The 20,633-nt window shown below is 38.7% G+C and carries 10 protein-coding genes and 1 pseudogene; 3 read left to right on the top strand and 8 right to left on the bottom strand.

Features of this window, described 5'->3' with window-relative positions:
* Positions 1-131: 131 nt before the first annotated feature.
* Both TZ96_RS06795 and tnpA read left to right on the top strand, forming a co-directional pair.
* A complete protein-coding gene (locus TZ96_RS06795) occupies positions 132-1,118 on the top strand; it encodes an L-lactate dehydrogenase (RefSeq protein WP_045763432.1) in 987 nt (328 codons plus the stop codon).
* A 197-nt stretch (positions 1,119-1,315) separates the two neighbouring features.
* A complete protein-coding gene (tnpA, locus tag TZ96_RS06800) occupies positions 1,316-1,780 on the top strand; it encodes an IS200/IS605 family transposase (RefSeq protein ID WP_045763433.1) in 465 nt (154 codons plus the stop codon).
* Between the two features lie 152 nt (positions 1,781-1,932).
* Here the strand turns inward: tnpA and sdbB are convergent, their stop codons facing one another.
* The 6 genes from sdbB to TZ96_RS06830 form a co-directional block, all read right to left on the bottom strand.
* Positions 1,933-2,496: a thiol-disulfide oxidoreductase-associated lipoprotein SdbB gene (gene sdbB / locus TZ96_RS06805; protein WP_045763434.1), complete on the bottom strand. Its 564-nt coding sequence runs from the start codon at positions 2,494-2,496 to the stop codon at positions 1,933-1,935.
* A 12-nt stretch (positions 2,497-2,508) separates the two neighbouring features.
* Positions 2,509-3,216, bottom strand: a complete 708-nt coding sequence (gene ccdA2, locus TZ96_RS06810) for a thiol-disulfide oxidoreductase-associated membrane protein CcdA2 (protein ID WP_045763435.1) — start codon at positions 3,214-3,216, stop codon at positions 2,509-2,511.
* 128 nt (positions 3,217-3,344) lie between these two features.
* Complete coding sequence (locus tag TZ96_RS06815; RefSeq protein WP_045763436.1) at positions 3,345-4,205, bottom strand: methionyl aminopeptidase; 861 nt, start codon at positions 4,203-4,205, stop codon at positions 3,345-3,347.
* Positions 4,206-4,219: 14 nt separating this feature from the next.
* Complete coding sequence (gene spxR, locus TZ96_RS06820; RefSeq protein ID WP_045763437.1) at positions 4,220-5,497, bottom strand: CBS-HotDog domain-containing transcription factor SpxR; 1,278 nt, start codon at positions 5,495-5,497, stop codon at positions 4,220-4,222.
* Positions 5,490-6,041, bottom strand: coding sequence for a GNAT family N-acetyltransferase (locus TZ96_RS06825; protein WP_045763438.1), 552 nt, complete (start codon positions 6,039-6,041; stop codon positions 5,490-5,492). Before TZ96_RS06825 ends, spxR begins: the two co-directional genes overlap by 8 nt.
* A gap of 16 nt (positions 6,042-6,057) precedes the next feature.
* The gene (locus tag TZ96_RS06830) at positions 6,058-7,317 is read right to left on the bottom strand and encodes a UDP-N-acetylglucosamine 1-carboxyvinyltransferase (RefSeq protein ID WP_045763439.1); all 1,260 of its coding nucleotides are present in this window, start codon (positions 7,315-7,317) and stop codon (positions 6,058-6,060) included.
* A 181-nt stretch (positions 7,318-7,498) separates the two neighbouring features.
* On the opposite strand from TZ96_RS06830, the pseudogene TZ96_RS10860 reads away from it, so the two are divergent.
* Positions 7,499-8,239 (top strand): annotated as a pseudogene (locus TZ96_RS10860) (transposase); the annotation flags it as partial.
* Between the two features lie 206 nt (positions 8,240-8,445).
* Here the strand turns inward: TZ96_RS10860 and TZ96_RS06840 are convergent.
* Together TZ96_RS06840 and TZ96_RS06845 are read right to left on the bottom strand one after the other, a co-directional pair.
* On the bottom strand, positions 8,446-14,505 hold the full coding sequence (locus tag TZ96_RS06840; protein ID WP_045763440.1) for an SIALI-17 repeat-containing surface protein: 6,060 nt from the start codon (positions 14,503-14,505) through the stop codon (positions 8,446-8,448).
* A 41-nt stretch (positions 14,506-14,546) separates the two neighbouring features.
* Complete coding sequence (locus tag TZ96_RS06845) at positions 14,547-20,354, bottom strand: ZmpA/ZmpB/ZmpC family metallo-endopeptidase (RefSeq protein WP_045763441.1); 5,808 nt, start codon at positions 20,352-20,354, stop codon at positions 14,547-14,549.
* Positions 20,355-20,633: the final 279 nt, after the last annotated feature.

Raw genomic sequence — 20,633 nt, forward strand, 5'->3', positions numbered from 1 at the left:
AGTGTTACAGTATGACTAAAACGTTTACATGGCTAAGTGGATGTTATATTCGTGACAAAGCTATTTAAAAGTGATAGAATGAAACTAAACAGGGTATTACCCTTAAAAAAACAAAGGAGATGTTTAGACTAATGACAGCAACTAAACAACACAAAAAAGTTATCCTCGTTGGTGACGGTGCCGTAGGTTCATCTTACGCTTTCGCTCTTGTTAACCAAGGAATTGCCCAAGAACTTGGTATCATTGAAATTCCTCAATTGCACGAAAAAGCTGTTGGTGATGCGCTTGACCTTAGCCACGCCCTTGCTTTCACTTCACCTAAGAAGATTTATGCAGCTGAGTACGCTGACTGTGCGGATGCTGACCTTGTTGTAATTACTGCAGGTGCCCCTCAAAAACCAGGTGAAACTCGTCTTGACCTTGTTGGTAAAAACCTTGCAATCAACAAATCTATCGTAACACAAGTTGTTGAATCAGGATTTAACGGTATCTTCCTTGTAGCTGCTAACCCAGTTGACGTTTTGACATACTCTACATGGAAATTCTCAGGATTCCCTAAAGAACGCGTTATCGGTTCAGGTACTTCACTTGACTCAGCTCGTTTCCGTCAAGCCCTTGCTGAAAAATTGGATGTAGACGCTCGTTCAGTTCACGCTTACATCATGGGTGAACACGGTGACTCAGAATTTGCCGTTTGGTCACACGCTAACATCGCAGGTGTTAACCTTGAAGAATTCCTTAAAGACACTCAAAACGTTCAAGAAACTGAATTGATCGAATTGTTCGAAGGTGTTCGTGACGCTGCTTACACAATCATCAACAAGAAAGGTGCTACATACTACGGTATCGCAGTTGCCCTTGCTCGTATCACTAAAGCAATCCTTGACGATGAAAATGCAGTACTTCCACTTTCTGTATTCCAAGAAGGTCAATACGGAATCAAAGATGTCTTCATCGGTCAACCAGCTGTTGTTGGAGCACATGGTATTGTGCGTCCAGTAAACATCCCATTGAACGATGCTGAAACTCAAAAAATGCAAGCTTCAGCAAAAGAATTGCAAGCTATTATTGATGAAGCTTGGAAAAACCCTGAATTCCAAGCAGCTTCAAAAAACTAATTTAAGTTAGAAAAAATGTCTAGACAGTTTGTCTAGACATTTTTATATTATGTGACTATTAGTCCGTCTCGCTCCGTGAGGTTCGAGACAAATAAACCACCCGCTATGCGGGTGCGCGTCGAAGGTTATACCAAAAAAACTCCAAACGCGATACAATAAAGGTGTTCAAGCCAATTGTAAAGCGAAAGGAGAAAACCATGGTACAAAAGTCTCATAGTTTATCACACACAAAGTGGCACTGTAAGTATCACATTGTGTTCACCCCTAAGTATAGACGAAAAGTCATCTATAATCAATATCGAAGTAGTTTGGGAGAAATATTTCATCGTTTGTACAGTTATAAAGGTGTTGAGATTATAGAAGGTCATTTAATGCCTGATTATGTACATATGTTGGTAAGTATTCCACCGAGGATAAGTATTTCAAGTTTCATGGGGTATTTAAAAGGTAAAAGTGCACTCATGATGTTTGATAAACACGCCAACCTCAAGTATAAGTTTGGGAATCGGCATTTCTGGGCGGAAGGTTATTATGTGAGTACAGTAGGGCTTAATGAAGCCACAATTAAGAAATATATTCAAGAGCAGGAAAAGCATGATATAGCACTAGATAAATTGAGTGTAAAAGAATATGAGGATCCCTTTAGGGATAGTGGTAAGTAATACTCACGCCTCTTTAAGAGGCAAGTGACGAGTCAAGAGCAATAGGGCTTGAACAACGTGAAAGCCAGCATCTTTAGGCGCTGGCTGGTAATTTGGGCTTATAGCCCTGGTGCAAACCACCCGTTAGACGGGTGGTTATGATTTTCATTACTTTATTTCATTTGAGCAAAAGCTGCTTCAGCATCAGCGTTACTAATCGCACCTAATTGAATTTTAGCAATTTTACCCTGTGAATCAATTAGATATTCTGTAGGGATGCTTCGAATTTGATAATCTTGAAAAACAGCTCCTTTTGTATCATATAAAACAGGGATGTCTTTATAACCTTGTTCCTCAAACCATTTTGGAAATTGCTCAACAGTTTTTTCACCTTGAAGGCCTGGCGCAATGACTGATAAAATTTCGAAATCACGATCTTCCTTAGCAGCAAGCTCCATCAATTCTGGCATACTCTTCTTGCATGGTCCACACCAAGATGCCCAAAATTTAAGATAAACTTTTTTACCTTTATAATCAGATAATTTCACTTCTTTTCCATCCATCGATTGGAGGGTAAAATCAGGTGCATCTGCTCCTACAGCCACTTGCTTCACAGTTGTTTGCTGTTGTGGCTGACTTGTTTGATTTTGTTGACTTGATTTTTTCTCTTCCTTGCCACAAGCAATCAGAAGAAAGAGAGACAAGAAACTAAGTCCAAAATAGATAATTTTTTTCATAGATAACTCCTTTTATCCTAATATTCCAGATAAGACATTTAACTGTCCCAACATTAATAAAATTCCCATGAGAACGATCAATAAACCACCAATTTTCTTCAATAAAAGTATGTGGGATTTGATTCTACTAAAATAAGGCATGACAAGACCTGATGCCAAGGCCAGAACTAAAAATGGAAGTGCCATTCCCAGAGTGTAAATGAGGGTTAATAAGGCTCCCTGAAGAGCTCCATTTCCTCCTGAGGCAGCCAGTGCTAAAACAGAACTTAAAACTGGACCTATACATGGAGTCCAGCCAAAGCTGAAGCTGATACCCAATAAAAAGGCCGACAAATATTTACTAGACTGTTTTTTCTTAAATGTTACTGTTTTTTGTACCTCTAATTTTTGTAGATGAAGAATTTCCATCTGATGCAAACCCAGTATAATAATCATGATTCCCATGACATAACGAAACCAGTCAGCATAAAGTAAATTCCCAAGGAATCCTGCTCCAAATCCAAGAATAAAGAAAATGAGAGAGATACCCGTAATAAAACAGAGGGTACGAATCAATCCTGACCAAGCAACGTCTTTACCCAAAAAACAAAATGTCTTTGACTCCTCTTGATCATCTAGCAGAACACCTGCGTAGACTGGTAACAAGGGAAAGATACAGGGAGAAAAGAATGACAAGACCCCAGCTATAAAGACAGAAATAAAAAATAAAATACTTTCCAATTAAAAACCTTCTTTCATATAGTCATCTTTTATTTTACTATAAAAGAAAACGTTTGTAAGATATCCGCTACGCAAATTTATTTTCAACTTGAAAGAATCAAAAAAAGGAGCTCAGCTCCTTTTTTTGATTAATAAGTTCCCTCTTCACCTTGACTTGTCAAGATTACAGGGCCATCTTTTGTAATAACAAACTGATGCTCGTACTGACATGATAGACCACCGTCGATAGTTTTATGTGCCCAGCCTGTTTTCATATCTGTATCGATTTCCCAATCACCTGTATTGATCATAGGTTCGATTGTCAAAACCATGCCTTCACGAAGGCGGAGACCACGACCTGCGATACCATAGTTAGGCACCATTGGTTCTTCATGCATAGTTGGACCAACACCGTGTCCTACAAGATCACGAACAACTCCGTAACCACGACTTTCAGCATATTCCTGAATAGCAGCTCCAATATCTCCAATACGATTTCCTACAACAGCCTGCTCAATTCCCTTATACATAGCTTCTTTGGTAACATCCATCAAGTTTTTAACTTCTTCTGACGGTTTTCCAACAGCGTAAGCCCAACAAGAATCTGCCAATCCGCCCGTAAAGTTTTGAGTGTATTTTTTCATCTGCTCAACGTTGTTAAAATTAAGTTTAGAAACATTGAGGTCAGACTTAGCGATTGGCCCACCAAGAACCATATCAACTTTCAGCAAATCGCCTTCCTTCAAAATATAGTGGCGTGGAAAAGCATGGGCTACTTCGTCATTAAGCGAACAACAAGTTGCGTATGGATAATCCATCATTGCCCCATCAACACCAATTTGAAGAGGGAGGAAATTTTCTTCTTTACAACGACGACGCACATATTCTTCTACTTCCCACATATCTACACCTGGTTTGATGATGTCACGCAAACCGATGTGAATACTGGCAAGAAAATCGCCAGCTTTATCCATTGCTTCGATTTCTCTAGCTGATTTTAATGTAATCATGTTTTCTCCTAGTTTTAATTAATTTTTACAGTAACATTTGCTTTTGATACGATTTGATGATTGATATAAATGTCATAGTCAATAATAGCTGACCTTCTCGTATGATGAATAATTCTAGCCTGAATCCGCAAGGTATCATCAATCTGAACAGCTTGTAAGAAATAAATCAACATTTGTTCAATGATGAGGTTACGTCCGCTATTCACAACCAGATCTTGCGTCATATGGGTCAATATTTCTGAAAGAACTCCATTTGCAAGGACTCCATTTTTTTCCAACATAAATGGTTCAACCGTAATGACAACTTCGTCATGGTGGTAAGATAACTTTTGACCAACCTGTTCTGAAAATGTTGGTAAAGCTGAAACTTGAGAGCGACTCATCTTTTCCATGACATCCCGTCTAGTAATGACACCAAGTAAGGTTTGATTGCTTCTCACAACAGGTACCATTTCAAAGTCTTCAGCAATCATTCTCTGGCTAACGTTAGCAATATTCGTCGCTAAACCAGTCATATAGACTGTCCTTGTCATGACCTTATCTATCGTTGTACCAGGTGATTTATCTCCAGCATCACGCATAGTAACTACACCAACAACAACCTGATGCTGATTGATGACAGGGAAACGGCTCGTCCTATTCTTACGAACCAAGTCTAGATAATCTTTGACAGTATCCGTTTCCTGTAGAAATCCATATTCATGACTGGTACGATAGATTTTTTCAACCGTTAAAATATCTGTCTTAATCTGAACATTAGACAAAGCTCTGTTGATCATAGTCGCAATTGTAAATGTATCATGTTTACTGCGCAATACTGGAATATTTTTTTTATTAGCATGGTTCAAAACATCTTCATGAACTTCAAATCCACCTGTTACCAAGACAGCATTTTCATTTTCAAGTGCTAATAACTGAATACGTGTTCGATCTCCTACGATAAGTAAGCCGCCATCATGAAGATAAGAAAGAATATTCTTTTCAGTCATCGCCCCAATGGAGAATTTACTAAATTCTCTATCCAATCCAGCTTGACCAGCTAAAACTTCCGAGCCTGTAACTTCTGCAATTTCTGCGAACGTTAATTTCTCAATAGCTACTTTTTTTGACTTTACACGCACTGTTCCACTTCGAGGACGTGTTTCAACAAGTCCCCTATTTTCAGCTTCTTTGATAGCCCGATATGCCGTACCATCACTTACTCCCAGCCGATTTGAAATACTACGAACACTGACACGCTTCCCAACTGGTAATTCTTCCAAGTAGGCTAATATTTCTTGGTGTTTACTCATTTAGATTTCCTTTTGTATAACGGAATTCTAGATAATCCCGCATCTTTCGGGTATAACGATCGCTACCTTTAAAACGACGATAAAGAACAAAATCTGATTTCTCTGCTACTTTCTGACTAGCAACATTTTCTAGATGTGTCACAATCGAAAGTTGCTTCAATGCAAACTCGTTCATGGATAAATCTCGTAATTTGGTAACTGCTTCAGTTATATAACCCTGAGACCAATAGTCTTTCTTTAAAAAATAGCCAATTTCAGCTTCTTTCTTAATTTCATCAAGTTTTTCAAACTTGATAGCTCCAATCATTCTTTGCTCTTTTTTATCACAAATAGCCCAAATCCCCAAAGGTGATTTCATAAAATAATTGGCAAGAGCATACTGACTTTCTTCAATACTTGCTTGTGCAGGAAAGATAAATTGAAGATTTTCAGGATCTGATGCAAGTTGATGAAAATCATCTACATCTGTAAAAAAGAAGGGACGGAAATATAAACGTTCCGTCTCATAGAAAGAAAATTTTGCTAATTTAGTCCAGATATTCATTGCAATCCTCAAATTGCTAATCTTCGATTAGCTCAATATCTGCTCCAAGATTACGCAATTTTTCGATAATATTCGAGTAGCCTCGAAGGATGAATTCAACATTGGTAATCTCTGTTTTTCCTTCAGCCATCAAGCCAGCAATAACTAAGGCAGCTCCAGCACGTAGATCTGTTGCCTTAACTTTTGCACCCTGCAAAGGATTTCCACCCTTATAAAGTATGTGGTCGTTTGTTGTTGAAATATCTGCATTCATTTTGGCTAATTCAAAAACATGGTTGACACGTTTTTCATAGATTGTATCAATCAATGTGCCACGACCTTCTGCTTTTAATAGCAAGGGAGTAATAGGCTGTTGAAGATCTGTTGCGAAACCTGGATAAGGAGCTGTCTTGATATTAACAGCCTTTAGATTTGTTTGCTCTTCGACGAAAATACTATCTTCAGAAACAGTCATGTGAACACCCATTTCTTCAAGTTTAGCAATAAATCCTTCTAAATGCTCATAAAGTACATTATTAATTCGAATCCCATGACCTACTGCAGCTGCCATCGAAATATATGTACCTGCTTCGATACGGTCAGGGATGACTTGGTGGCGTGTCCCGTGCAAGCTATCCACACCATCAATTGTAATCATATCTGTACCTGCTCCACGAATGTGAGCTCCCATATTGTTTAATAATGTAGCCACATCAATGATTTCAGGTTCGCGAGCAGCATTTTCAATAACTGTTCGACCTTTAGCTTTTACTGCTGCTAGCATCGTATTGATAGTCGCACCAACACTAACAGTATCCATATAGATATGAGCACCATGTAGACTTGATCCCTGGGTTGAGAGATTCATATTATCTCCCTCGTAGGTTGTCTTAGCTCCCATAGCTTCAAATGCTTTTAAATGCAAATCAATCGGACGTGGTCCTAGGTCACACCCTCCAGGCAAACCTACAGTTGCTTCACCAAAACGTCCTAAAAGACTACCGTAGAAATAATAAGACGCACGCAAGCTATTAATTTTACCATAAGGCATTGGTTTATTTTGAACACCACGAGGATCAATCTCAAGAACATCGTCATAACGCTTGACACTAGCTCCCATGATTTCCATAATCTCAATAAGACTAGCTACATCAGAGATGTCTGGAACACAATCTAAAATCACAACATCATCTGATAAAATAATGGCAGGAATCAAGGCAACGACACTATTTTTAGCGCCACTAATCGTAATTTCACCTTTCAATGGTCTCCCACCGTTAATGACAATTTTTTTCATTTTATACTCTTTCACTATTTATTAAGAAGGTCTCACCCTATATTATACCATATTTCTTACTAATAGCCAATCCTATAAAATAATTAACAAACGTCTCACACTTAATTCCACCATAAAAATCCGTTTTAGACTAATTTCCACTTTGGTCAGGAAAGTGGAAGTTACTTTGAGAAATTACCCTCAAGATTTTGACAATCTCAATATCATCACAGTTCTGGAAGGTAGAACACAATCTATCATCCGAAATCATTTTCTTAAATATGAGAGTTCTGTCCGAAGTCGCGTCAAAATCATTACTATGGATATGTTTAGCCCTTATTATGACTTGACTAGACAACTTCGCTTTCGAATTTCTAGGCTCAGGCTGAAACAGTCTACGAGACTGTTTCACTCCCAAACGCTAAAATCGTTCTGGATCGCTTTCACATTGTACAACATCTAAGCCGTGCTATGAGTCGTGTGCGTGTACAAATTATGAATCAATCAGGATAGTCGTAAACTGAGTGATAAACATTTTTATCGCCCTACTTTTCGTATGCATTTAACCAATAAGGAAATCCTAAACAAGCTTTTGAGCTATTCCGAAGACTTGAAACACCACTATCATCTCTATCAACTCTTGCTTTTCCACTTTCAGAATAAGGAGCCGAAGAAATTCTTTGGACTCATTGAGGACAATCTAAAGCTGGTTCATCCTCTTTTTCAGACTGTCTTGAAAACATTTCTAAAGGACAAAGAGAAAATTGTCAACGCTCTTCAACTACCCTATTCTAACGCCAAACTGGAAGCCACTAATAATCTAATCAAACTTATTAAACGCAATGCCTTTGGTTTTCAGAACTTTGAAAACTTCAAAAAACGCATTTTTATCGCTCTGAACATCAAAAAAGAAAGGACGAAATTTGTCCTTTCTCGAGATTAGCTTTTCTTCAACCCACTACAGTTGACAAAAAATACCAGATGAGGTGTTTTTTAGCGTGCCCTTTTATGGATCAATAAGTGGTAAAAATAAGACAGTAACCTCAGAATAGCTACTGTCTTATCTCTTTTTTTACTTAAGGCCCTTGATATACTTGACAAATGGTAGAAAAGAGCCACTTTTCAGAGGGAGCAAAAAACTTGTCCCTTTTATATTTTAAACAATGGATTTAAGAAACCATCTGTGTTTTGTAATAATTTCTTATAAACTTTCCACTTGAGGCCTTCGGTATGCTTGAAACCACCTTCTTTCAAGTCTTTCTCAACAGCAGTGTTAAATAAGTTTTGAAGTTGAGCGTAAGTTGAAATCTTAGAACCGTCTACTTCAATCTCAACAAAGCCTTTCTGTGCTTTCGCATACACTTCATGATACCAATGTTTCTTCCACTCTTCGAGGTTTTGGAATTGATTATTAGAAACTTTCTTGATAATGAAATCATCACCTAAAAGCCCTTTATTTTCTCTGTTGGCATCACCTTTTAACTTGTTAGAAACATAAGGGATAAAGCCATTCTCATAACCATAGTAACCCCACATACGGAAAGTATTGTGTTTAAAGGAAATAGAACCTACGGTGCTTCGACTCGTATTCCCGCCAAAGATACCTGCCATCATATTGACCGTTTGATAAGCACTATCAAAACCTTCCGTACGGAAGCGACCGTTATTTGGCATACCATGAAGAGTTACAAAGTTATTATCTACCAACTTGTCAATGCTATCAATTGGTAATTTCTTCTCTTCTTCCGTCAAATCACGTAATTTGTCCCACTGGTGTGGTTCTCCAATTAAACGGTTTCTATCCGCATTGGTGCGCCACTCTTTATCCATCTTCTTGAACCACTTAGAGTTGTCTGATAAATTCTGATGAATAACAGCAGAAGCTTCTAAGTAATCCAACATCATCATAGACTCATTGTAGTTTTTCATATAACTATCAATCTTGTCTCGACTGTCTAACTTAGCTGGGTCATAATTGTAGTACTGCTCACCATCATTTTTACGCTCATAAGCCATGTTGATACCCAGAGCTTTATACTCACTATTCGGAGTAGATTTATCAGGGGTTTGTAACATACCTTGAGCAAAGGCTTCTAAATCAGTACCCTCACGGTGTCTGTAACCTCCGTAGTAAACCATTCTATCGTTGACGTGAGTTGTTTCATGGGTGAAGGCTGAAATACCAAAGTCGTCTAACATTTTCGTAACCATGAAATACACTTGATCATCTTTATACGGGTCGCCATAAATCTTAGCCATCGCTCCCATAGCTCCATTTACTTGATGCCAACGATCAGTCGGGCCGAATAGCTCACGAATAGGAGATACCACTGCACCACCTCGTCCATAACCTTGACGATTTGCGTCAGGAATACCGTCATACCACTGACTGTCCCACACAGGAGTCGGTACCATATTTTGACTCTTGAGGAGCTTATCACGTACACTTGGAAGAGCTAAACGAGACCAAAAGTCTAGGTATCTTTGTTGTGCTTTTGCTACTGAAATAATCTTAGGTTTTAAAGACTCTCTCGCTTCCTCTGTATTTTTACCATATCTCTCAAATGAACTATAAGCTAAAGTGTTATAGGTTGAAATCATAAAGATATGAGCTTTCTTTAAGTTGAGCAATGGTAAAATCATACGACCGTGAATATCATTGTTTAAACCATCAAATACACGGTGACGCTTATCTTTAAAGGCTTCTGTACTTGTTTCAGGTTCTACTACATAAACGTTTTTCGCAGAATGAATAAACCAGTCATTCAAATCTTTATCTTCTGTAAACAAACGCATGTTATAGTCTAAGAAGCTACGTAAATCACCTTTACCAGTTGCACCAGCAATCACTTCTTTGTAGGCATCTTGCGTACGGTCACCTTTTAAGAAATGCTCCCTTGAACCAATTTGAATCAAACGGTCTAGTACACTTGGTGTCTTACCATAGAAGTCCGGTTTGAACGTCATGATATCCTTGATACTTAAATCACCATATTTGATATCGTAGTAACGATTGAGATAAGTCAGTCCCATTATGATTTTAGCTTTGTTATCTTCAACTTTCTTAAGTAAAGCACGCTCGACTACTTCCCCACCGTTTAACTGATGATCTTCATTTTCTAAAATCTGACTAACAAGTTTTTCTAAGTTTCCTTTTACTTCTTCAAAACTTTCTTCTAAATACAAGCCCTTAATATACTCAGTTTTCTTATCTTGTGTGTTCTTCCAAGGTTTATCACGCTGATCCATCAAGCTACGAACTTCATCTGAAAGTAAGGTAACACTAGCTAACTTCTCTTTAATACCGCTTGCTAACTGGTTACGATTCTTCATAACCATATTTGGAGTATAGACAATGTTTTGACCTACTACATCATACTCTTTTACTTGAACTACTTTAGAGTCCGTTTTAGCGGTCACAGTTAACTCTTCTTTTGTACCATCAGCATAGTGAACCATAATCTTATCAATATCCGATAAATCAGTGACAAATTGCCCTGCTTTCATACCTGTTACAGACAGAACAGTTTTCTTAACAAGATTGGACTCATCTGTTAACTTATTCCCTTGGTTTACAATCCACTCTTTGTTATAAAATGGTTGCAGTTTTTCCAAGTTTCGATAAGCTAGGTTTCTTGTTTCTTGGTAGTCCTGAATCGCTTTATATTCAGAATCTCTATCAACGATACGATTTAACTTGTTTACGATAGGATCTTGAATAGTAAAGGTGTTGGCTGTGATATTCATCTTAGCGATTTTAGCATCTGCTTCTGCTTGAGAGATACCAGTAATACGATTTGAATGTTTGTAGGAAGATAAACCACTTGCAACACCATTTACATAATTTACACGTTTGATATTATCTAATCCAAAATATTGGTCATTATCATTCAAGGCTGGTGAACCATAGACAATTTCACCATTATTTACTTTAAGCATTGTTACGACGTCTTCAATAACACCCCAGTTAAAGTTATTATGAATTACACCTCCACTTTCGCCATGCTGAATCAAATTCATAGTACCTTTTATTACAGCATTTCGGAGAAATCCTTTTTTACCTACTGTCATCGAGTCAATACCATGATCTAGTTTACCAATTAAACCACCATATTTAGATTTATTGGCACTAATCTTAGCATCAACGTAAGCTTTATCAACGTTACTTATCCAACTTTCGCTGACAAGTCCACCAGACCACCAGCCTTTATCTCCAAGACTGTTAATCTTACCAATAAATGCTACATTGCGCATAGTAGCTTCATCTAACTTATTAACTGCACCAGTTACATCGTTATTTCCTGTTACTGAACCTACTACTTTGATATTCTCAAGTGTAGATTTCTTAAACATATTACCAATAGGGGCAACTTTATCAGCCCAAGGCATGTTAATATTTACATTACCCAAGTTAAAGTTTTTGAGTGTAGCACCCTCAGCCTCATTAAACAAAGGTCTTTCTAAGTTATGAATCGTGTACTGATGATTCTCTACACTTGATAGAGTACCTCTAAACTTAGCCATAACATAAGCTTTACCTGCTGGTTTAACGTTAACTGCATTCAAATCTGCACCAAGTTTAAAGTCACCGGTAGGATTTGCTTGCATATCTTTTGCTAAATCATGGAAGTTGTAATAAACCTTATCCTCGGTAGCTCTTGGTTTTTCAAGATAATAAGTGTACGTATCTTTTAACTTACCGTCTTTATCACGTTGAACTAAGTCAGGTGCTTTTGCCGTTACCTTGTAAAGCTGCTTACCTTCCTCAATGACCTCTTCAATCTTATCAATTGCTAAACGAGTCACTTTGTTTTCTCTGGAGGTTACTTTTAAGTAATAGTTGTTAACATTACTTGGAAGAGAGGTTAAATGATTACTATCGCTTTCGACACCGCTTTCGTTTACTTGTACGAGACTGGTATTTGCAATATCTTTCAACTCAACTTTCTTTAAATCTAAGCGTAAAGGTTTATCTTCCAAAGTCGATACTTCTGCACCCTTACCTACATCATAAGTCATAGTGGTTGAAATCGTATAATCTTTGTAATAGTCTAAGTTATCTAATACTTGAGATAAGTTATCGGTTTTTAAATCAAGCGTTTTTACAATTTTTCCACCTTCTTTGATAGTCGCTACAATGCGTGTAATTGTAGCATTGTCTTGATTTTCTAGATTGTAGTTAATTGTAGCAGACTTAGCTAAAACATCCTTAGATACAGTGGTCAGAGTCAAAACAGGAGCCGTTTTTTCTTTGAGCTTTTCTTTGGTACCTTTTACAAGAATTTCAGGCTTCATTTCTTTCAAAATAGTTACTGTTTCAACTGGGTCACTGATTTTTTTGCCATGTAACTCTTCATAGCTAGTAACAATTTGACGTTCGCCATCCTCACCAACTTGTTTAATAGAATCATCACCTATAAATTTGCTAGAATCAGATTCTTCTGTGATAGTTTTAGGAATAGTCTCTGTACGAATATCAGTATGTAAAGCAGGAAGCTCTTCTCTCTCTGGAGCAACGTCAGGAACTGTAGCTAGTGGATCGGTATACTCTGAGATTTCAATAACCGGCGGATCAATTAAGTTTCCTGTTTCATCTACTCCTGTTGTACCTACAGATTCCGTGTATTCTGACTTCTCGGACTTGGGTGCTTCGTCTGGAACTGTGCCTACCGGTTCAGTGTATGCTGGTTTTTCATGAACTTCTGGCTCACCTTTTTCAGTCACAACAGCTTCGGGTAATGCCGGTTGAACTTCCGGTTCGCCTTTGTCAGTCACAACAGCTTCGGGTAATGCCGGTTGAACTTCTGGTTTTCCTTTATCAGTCACAACAGCTTCTGGTAATGCTGGTTGAACTTCCGGTTCGCCTTTGTCAGTTACAACAGCTTCTGGTAAGGCTGGTTGAACTTCCGGTTCGCCTTTGTCAGTTACAACAGCTTCTGGTAATGCTGGTTGAACTTCCGGTTCGCCTTTGTCAGTCACAACAGCTTCGGGTAATGCCGGTTGAACTTCCGGTTCCACTTTATCAGTTACAACAGCTTCGGGTAACGCTGGTTGAACTTCCGGTTCACCTTTATCAGTTACAACAGCTTCGGGTAACGCTGGTTGAACTTCCGGTTCACCTTTATCAGTTACAACAGCTTCGGGTAATGCCGGTTGAACTTCCGGTTCGCCTTTGTCAATCACAACAGCTTCGGGTAACGCTGGTTGAACTTCCGGTTCGCCTTTGTCAGTCACAACAGCTTCGGGTAATGCCGGTTGAACTTCCGGCTCGCCTTTGTCAGTCACAATAGCTTCCGGCAACGCTGGTTGAACTTCAGGTTCTACAAGGTTTGTACCTATTGGTTGCGTATAGTCAGGCTTCTCATACTTAGGAGCATCGTCTGGGACTGTGCCTACTGGTGCAGTGTACTCTGGTTTCTCTGATTTAGGTGCTTCGTCAGGCACTGTACCCACTGGTTTAGTGTATTCTGGTTTCTCAGCTTTAGGTGCTTCGTCAGGCACTGTGCCAACTGGTTTAGTATATTCTGGTTTGTCTGCTTTAGGTGCTTCGTCAGGAACCATCCCCACAGGTTGAGTGTATCCTGGTTTTTCATGAACTTCGGGCTCAACCAGATTACCACCAACTGGTGCTGTATGTTCTGGTTTTTCTGCTTTAGGCGCTTCATTAGGGATACTTTGAATTTCAGATACTGGAACATTTTTTGTCCCCTCAGCTTTATGTTGAATTTCTGAGATTGCATCATCATCAAGAGGTAAGTATCCAATATAACGATATCCAGCAATTTGAACTACTCCTTCATTACTTGGAGCTTTCAAAGGATTGCTTATATCGAGAGCTTGCATACTAGAAAGACTAATCAGTCCGATAGTAGTAACTAAGAACAAACTACTAACTTTTTTCTTTTTATGAACCAAAAGGACTAAACTACCAACAGCTAATAGCCCTAAAGCTGTAAGCACAGAAGTCGATGAACCTGTTGCAGGAAGAGCTTCCTGCTGATAAATAAGAGCATAAGTTACCTCATTATCAGTAGGAATTCCTGCTTGAATCTTTCTTTGTTCTTCCTTTGTAAGAGCGCTTTTTTCAATGTAATGATAGGTAGAAGCATGAATGACTGACGGTGCAACCAAGATACTTCCGAGTAAAAATGAACCAACAATCCCACAGATTTTTCGGATTGAAAACCGTTCTTTTTTAAATAATGACAAGCGTAATCACCTTCTTTAATTTTATTTCCTAATAGTAAACACTATTTTTTATTTTCAAAAATTGAACTTCTAAAATCATCAGTTTGATTTAGATAGGCCTTAAACACTGCTCTCTTTAACTTATGAACTGCACTATCATATTCTGGATTATAGTTGTCCCAAGAATAACGATTCTCATCTGCATCCTTACGGACAGCTTCGTCCATTAATCGCTGCAGTTCTTCTACACTATGAATCGTCTTTCTTGCAAAACTTGCCCAAGATTTGGTTGGATCGTTGAAGGTCACCTTTTTCAAGTTTCCAAACTGACCCACCCGTTCTTGGTACATAGCTGTCTTAAATTCTGCCCAAGTTTTATACTTACCTTCAAATACCTTTTCCAAAACAAGATCATCTGTCACCAATCCTCGTTCTTTACCATAAAGATTGATAGTTTTCCCTTGTTGTTTAGCAACTTCCTCGTATTGGTTTGAGATATAAGGTACCATTCCATCCTTAAAACCTTTGGCAGCCAAAAGTTCATAAGCTATCCTACGTCCCATCAAATCACCCGGAGTTCCCTTACTGCTCAGAGCCGAATAGATTGGGGCGAAGAGCTTAATCGTATAGTAACCGTTTCTTTCATATTCCCCAGACTTATATTCACGAGCTGACAAGATATTATTTTTAATTAAACTATCAAAGGTAGTCAATTTTTTGGCATCTTCTTCTGTCAGATTTTGTACAACGTTAGTAGCGTAAACCTCATTTCCATCTGCAGGATCTTTCACGTATTTATTCTCGATTTTTCTCAGAGCCGTCATTTTCTGATAAGCATCTAACTGTTTCACAATAGATTGCCCTTCGAGATATTCCAACATGTAAACGACATCAAACATATTGTGGACGTAGTTCTGAAGATCTGCTGCGTCATTAAATCTTGTAGTTGGATCAAGTACTTGCAATCGCTGGCCTTCTGTACTATCTGATGTTTTATGTTTCAAGATAGAGTTGATGGTAATGGTTGCATCACTTGGTTGATCAGGAGCTTGCAATAAGCCTTTTGCGAAGAACTCCGGTCCTAAGCCACTTCTTCGACCATAGCCACCAAGGTAAATATCCTGATCTGAATCATGTGTCATCTCATGGGTATAGGTGATAGCTCCATCCTTATCTAACATACGATAGGACATATAGTAAACGCCATCTCCAGTTGCATAAGCACCATGGTGATTGTGAACTACTTTATTCCCCACTGGACCAAAGAAATTCTTCATCGCCGGATTGGTACTATCAAACTGAGCCTCAACTGTAGCTTTTCCAGATGTTGTATCATCTCCAAACTTATAGGCATCATAAAGTAAAATTGTACGATAGAGCTTTTCACGTCCTTCTTTATCTAAAATACGATACCAATAATCATAGTGATCTCGCTGACGTTTGGCTGTTTCACGCGCATTATCTTCAACAAACTTATTGAGTTCATCTCCAGCCTTATAATCGCTGTTGCGGTAGCGATCGTAAGCGCCAAATCCTAGGCTAGACAAGGTTGAGATGACAAATACAGATCTTTCTGGCAAGGTAAGGAGAGGCAAGACCATATTGCGGTATTTCCAAGTACTACTAGTAATTCTGTCATAAACACCGATAGAATACTTAGTCCCTGCTTGCTCTTGCTTGGCTTTGACCTCTGCAATAGTGGATTTTTCTTCGACAATGAAAGCTTTGGTCTGTTTTTTAAACCAGTCATTATTGCTAGTGTTTGGTAAAAAGACTTTTCGGTAATTTTCTAGCGTGCTAAACAAATCTGTCGTTCCATGATGGCTGGCAAGACTGATAGCATAAGTATCGACATTGTTTTTAGCAAGAAGATTGTTAAAGCCAGATTTACCTAACTCAATCAGAGTATCTAGTGGTGAAGTATTTCCTTTACCAAAGAAGTCCGGATGATACATAACTAGGTCTTTGACATTCACTTGACCATAGCTAAAGTTATACCAACGTTCTAAATAAGTTAAACCGAGTAGTAAGGCTTCCTTATTGTTCTTGATTTTATCTACAAGATAGCCTCTGATAACTGAGTTGTCACCAGCAAGTCCAGCATCTGCTGACAAGAGTTTTTTCAAACTGCTTGCCAAATCTTGTTTTGTTTTGGCGAACTGGTCTTCCAGATAGAGCTCAGTTTGCTTGACCTCTGGGGAAATTCCGAGTGTCTTTCTGATAGTATCCGACTTATAGTCAACCTTTTGTAAGTCAGGTACGACTTGCTTAATGATAGAGTCTTGGTCATACAAGAATTGATTTGGAGTGTAGAGGAGTCCTGTATCCCCTAAACTATATTCTACTAGCTTAGCAAAATCAGTCTGGTATCTGAGATCAAACTTTTCAGATGAATGGTCCTGATAGTGAAGCAAGAGTTTATTTGCAGTCTGTTTGTTGGAAACAATATCTGTGATTACTTGGTCATCCTTCATCATAACTGCGGACAAGAGTTCTTTTTGATATAAGAGACTGTTCTCCTTGACCAGGTTTCCGTATTTCACGATGGTCGCCTTGTTATAGAAAGGTAACAATTTTTCAATGTTCTTATAAACCAAACCACGGTTAGCTTGATAATGGGCTACCTTAGAAAAATCACTGTCTTTCTTGCCGCTTGTTGAGAGGGGTTCCACTATTGGTTGAGTGAGAAGATTGATTTCTGCTTTTTTGCTTGCAATTTGAGAAGCATCTAGCATTGTTCCTCTTTCTTCAAAGGATTCTTTGCTGACGACTTCATCCCTAACCAAGGTGACATTGTATACTCTGTTCGCCTTGCTGCTGAATGTGTCCTTCACCTTCATGTCATTATAGTGGTAACCGGTAATGGCATTTCCGTTGGTTACATTGACATCACTGAGAACATTGGTCAAGCTTCCAGCATGCCGTTCCTCACCAGAAGTTCGATCCCACAAATATCCAGCCACACCCGCAACTCTACCAAAGTGCTTGACATTGTTGATATCACCTTCAGCATAGCTATCCTGTATATGCGCATCTTGATCTACTAGACCTGCAAGCCCACCAACAGTCTGATCTGAACTATTGGTGTTGGATGAAATGGCTACTGTCGCTTTTGATTTAGCAATAGACGCATTTTTTCCTGTTAAATGACCGGCCAGACCGCCAATATTGTAGGCATCAGTTGTTTCATAGGTATTGACAATTCTTCCCTTGAAACTACTCTCTGTGATGCTTGATTGGTCTGCCTTAGCCAACAAACCACCGATACCACGTTCTCCAGCCAGAACACCATCGACATGAACTTGCTTAATTTTTGTGTTATTCTGAGCTTCATTTGCCAGTGAACCGATATCATCTTTCCCTGAAATAGTAACATTTTTTAGACTCAGTTTTTCTACTGTAGCACCACTCAAGTTTTCAAACAGAGGTTTTTTCAAGTTATAAATACCATACTTCTTACCATCTTTTTCTCCAATCAACTGACCAGTAAAGGTTCCCTTGATATAGGATTTATCATCAGGACTAAGCTCCACTTCGTTAGCATTCAGGCTAGCTGCTAAATGATAGGTTCCAGAGAGATTTTGGTTTATAGCTTTGACCAGATTACTAAAGGAAGTAAAGTTTGTCTTTTCCTCTGTAGCCTTCTTGGAAAGATAGAAGCTGAAATTGTCGACATATTTATTGTTCTGCTCTTGCTGGAGTTTCTCAGCCTTAGCTGTAATTTTATAAACTGACTGACCATTTCTTTCCTCTTCAGTTATTGAGGAGACTGGTAGATAGATATCTTTAAATGCCGAAGATTTTACCTTGACAAAGTAATTATCCGTATTCTTTGGAATTCCATCCAATGAGATATGTTGTTTATAAGTCCCATTCGTCTGGCTGTACAACTCAATATCCGAAACATTTCTTAATTCGAGTGTTTTTTCTGGATCCTGCTCTTTCGTTTTTTCAGTCGGAATATCTGGCTTTACTTGATCAATATCACCAGTGTATTCTGGAAGTGGGGCTACCTGTTCAGGCTCCCCTTTGCCACTTACAACAGCTTCTGGCAACGCTGATTGGACTGCAGGTTCGCCTTTATCAGTAACAACAGCTTCTGGTAATTCAGGCTGAACTTCAGGTTCACCTTTATCAGTAACAACTGCTTCTGGCAATTCAGGTTGAACTTCCGGTTCTCCTTTATCGCTTACAACTGCTTCTGGTAACTCTGGCTGGATCGCTGGATCGCCTTTGTCACTTACAACTGCTTCGGGTAATTCAGGTTGAACTTCTGGTTCGCCTTTGTCACTTACTAAAGCTTCTGGTAACTCTGGCTGAATTGCAGGCTCACCCTTATCAGTCACGACTGCTTCTGGTAACGCAGGTTGAACTTCCGGCTCACCTTTGTCAGTCACAACTGCTTCTGGTAAGGCGGGTTGGACTGCTGGTTCTCCTTTATCGCTTACAACTGCTTCTGGCAATTCAGGTTGAACTTCCGGTTTGTCTTTATCGGTTACAACTGCTTCTGGCAATTCAGGTTGAACTTCCGGTTCTCCTTTATCAGTAACAACTGCTTCTGGCAAGGCGGGTTGAACTTCCGGCTCACCTTTGTCAGTTACAACCGCTTCGGGTAACGCAGGTTGAACTTCAGGTACGCCTTTATCACTTACAACAGCCTCTGGCAAGGCGGGTTGGACTGCAGGCTCACCCTTGTCACTTACTACTGCTTCTGGTAACGTTGGTTGAACTTCAGATTCGCCTTTGTCACTTACAACTGCTTCGGGTAATTCTGGCTGGACCGCTGGTTCGCCCTGGTCAGTTACTACTGCTTCTGGTAACGTTGGTTGAACTTCAGATTCGCCTTTGTCACTTACAACTGCTTCTGGTAACGCAGGTTGAACTTCCGGTACGCCTTTATCACTTACCACAGCTTCTGGCAAGGCGGGTTGGACTGCAGCCTCCCCTTTATCAGATACAACTGCTTCTGGTAACTCTGGCTGGATCGCTGGCTCCCCCTTGTCGGTTACCAGAGTTCCAGCTTGTACATCCTTATGTTTGGCTAATTGTTCTTGAGAATCTGAAGATTGTTTCTCTTTTTTTGTTGGATTGGTTAATTCTGTAGAAAGAGGTTTTTCAACTACTTGAACTTCTGTCGGCTTAGTTGAAGAAACAGGTGTTTGTTCCTGAATAGCTTGTACTGTTGATGGATTCTCTACAAAATTCGGTGTAACATTATAATCCACCTTTTGTTGTTTTGTAGGAGTGGCTGCTGATTTTTCTTGATTATTTACTATAGACTCAGAAGTTATGTTTTCCTCTTTGATATATCCGATATATGTGTAACCAGAAATGTCTTTAGGAAGAGGTAATTTTTCTCCTGAGGTTAATTCATAGTCAGTATTGTAATTTAGCAAAAGATTATTTTCTAAAGCATGAGCTGAAACTAAGACACCATTTCCTATCCCTGCAACCAATACTAAATGTAATACTGTTTTATTCTTAACTTTTTTCTTAGAAACGGCAAAAATTAAAATCCCCAGAGCCGCTAAGCTAGCACCAGCAACTAGGGTTTGCATATCATTCTTACTTCCAGTATTTGGTAAGTCTCCCAGTTGATTTTGGGAATTTAATTTATAAACAAGATAATAAGTCTCATCATCATTCTCCATGTATGTCGGAATGTCATAGACAAGATGCTTCTTTTCTTCTGATGATAGCTCTGACTCTGTCACATATTTATAGTGAACACCTTTAGTCTCTTGAGCCTCTACAGATGAGCTAGCTAATACAGACATAAAAAATAAACTTGAAATCGTTGCAGATACAAGTCCTACTGATAATTTTCTAAATGAAAAACGCTGCTGTTTTTCACCAAAATACTTTTCCATTATTCCTCCTTGAAATAAAATTTTAAAAATATGCAAGCTAAACTTTATTATATTAGCTTGTTATCTTATAAAAAGGTAACACACTTTGATTATACTCTTAATTTACCAAAAAGTCTTAAAATTGAGATGCGCTTTCATACTTTGTTTTATATATAAAATACGAATGAACAGGGTTTTAATTTCTTATATTCTTTTTGGATAAAAAAATAGGCTCTCCGAAAACTCGGAAAGCCTTATTTAATGCTACTTTCAGCATCCTCGCCTTTTTATTTCAAGGCT

The sequence above is a fragment of the Streptococcus infantis genome (genome assembly GCF_000963255.1).
Classification (GTDB): domain Bacteria; phylum Bacillota; class Bacilli; order Lactobacillales; family Streptococcaceae; genus Streptococcus; species Streptococcus nidrosiense.

Coding starts and splice junctions, on each gene's coding strand:
- spxR (WP_045763437.1), bottom strand. CDS start 5,497: ATGAGTAAACACCAAGAAATATTAGCCTACTTGGAAGAATTACCAGTT.
- sdbB (WP_045763434.1), bottom strand. CDS start 2,496: ATGAAAAAAATTATCTATTTTGGACTTAGTTTCTTGTCTCTCTTTCTT.
- TZ96_RS06795 (WP_045763432.1), top strand. CDS start 132: ATGACAGCAACTAAACAACACAAAAAAGTTATCCTCGTTGGTGACGGT.
- TZ96_RS06825 (WP_045763438.1), bottom strand. CDS start 6,041: ATGAATATCTGGACTAAATTAGCAAAATTTTCTTTCTATGAGACGGAA.
- TZ96_RS06845 (WP_045763441.1), bottom strand. CDS start 20,354: ATGGAAAAGTATTTTGGTGAAAAACAGCAGCGTTTTTCATTTAGAAAA.
- TZ96_RS06815 (WP_045763436.1), bottom strand. CDS start 4,205: ATGATTACATTAAAATCAGCTAGAGAAATCGAAGCAATGGATAAAGCT.
- tnpA (WP_045763433.1), top strand. CDS start 1,316: ATGGTACAAAAGTCTCATAGTTTATCACACACAAAGTGGCACTGTAAG.
- TZ96_RS06830 (WP_045763439.1), bottom strand. CDS start 7,317: ATGAAAAAAATTGTCATTAACGGTGGGAGACCATTGAAAGGTGAAATT.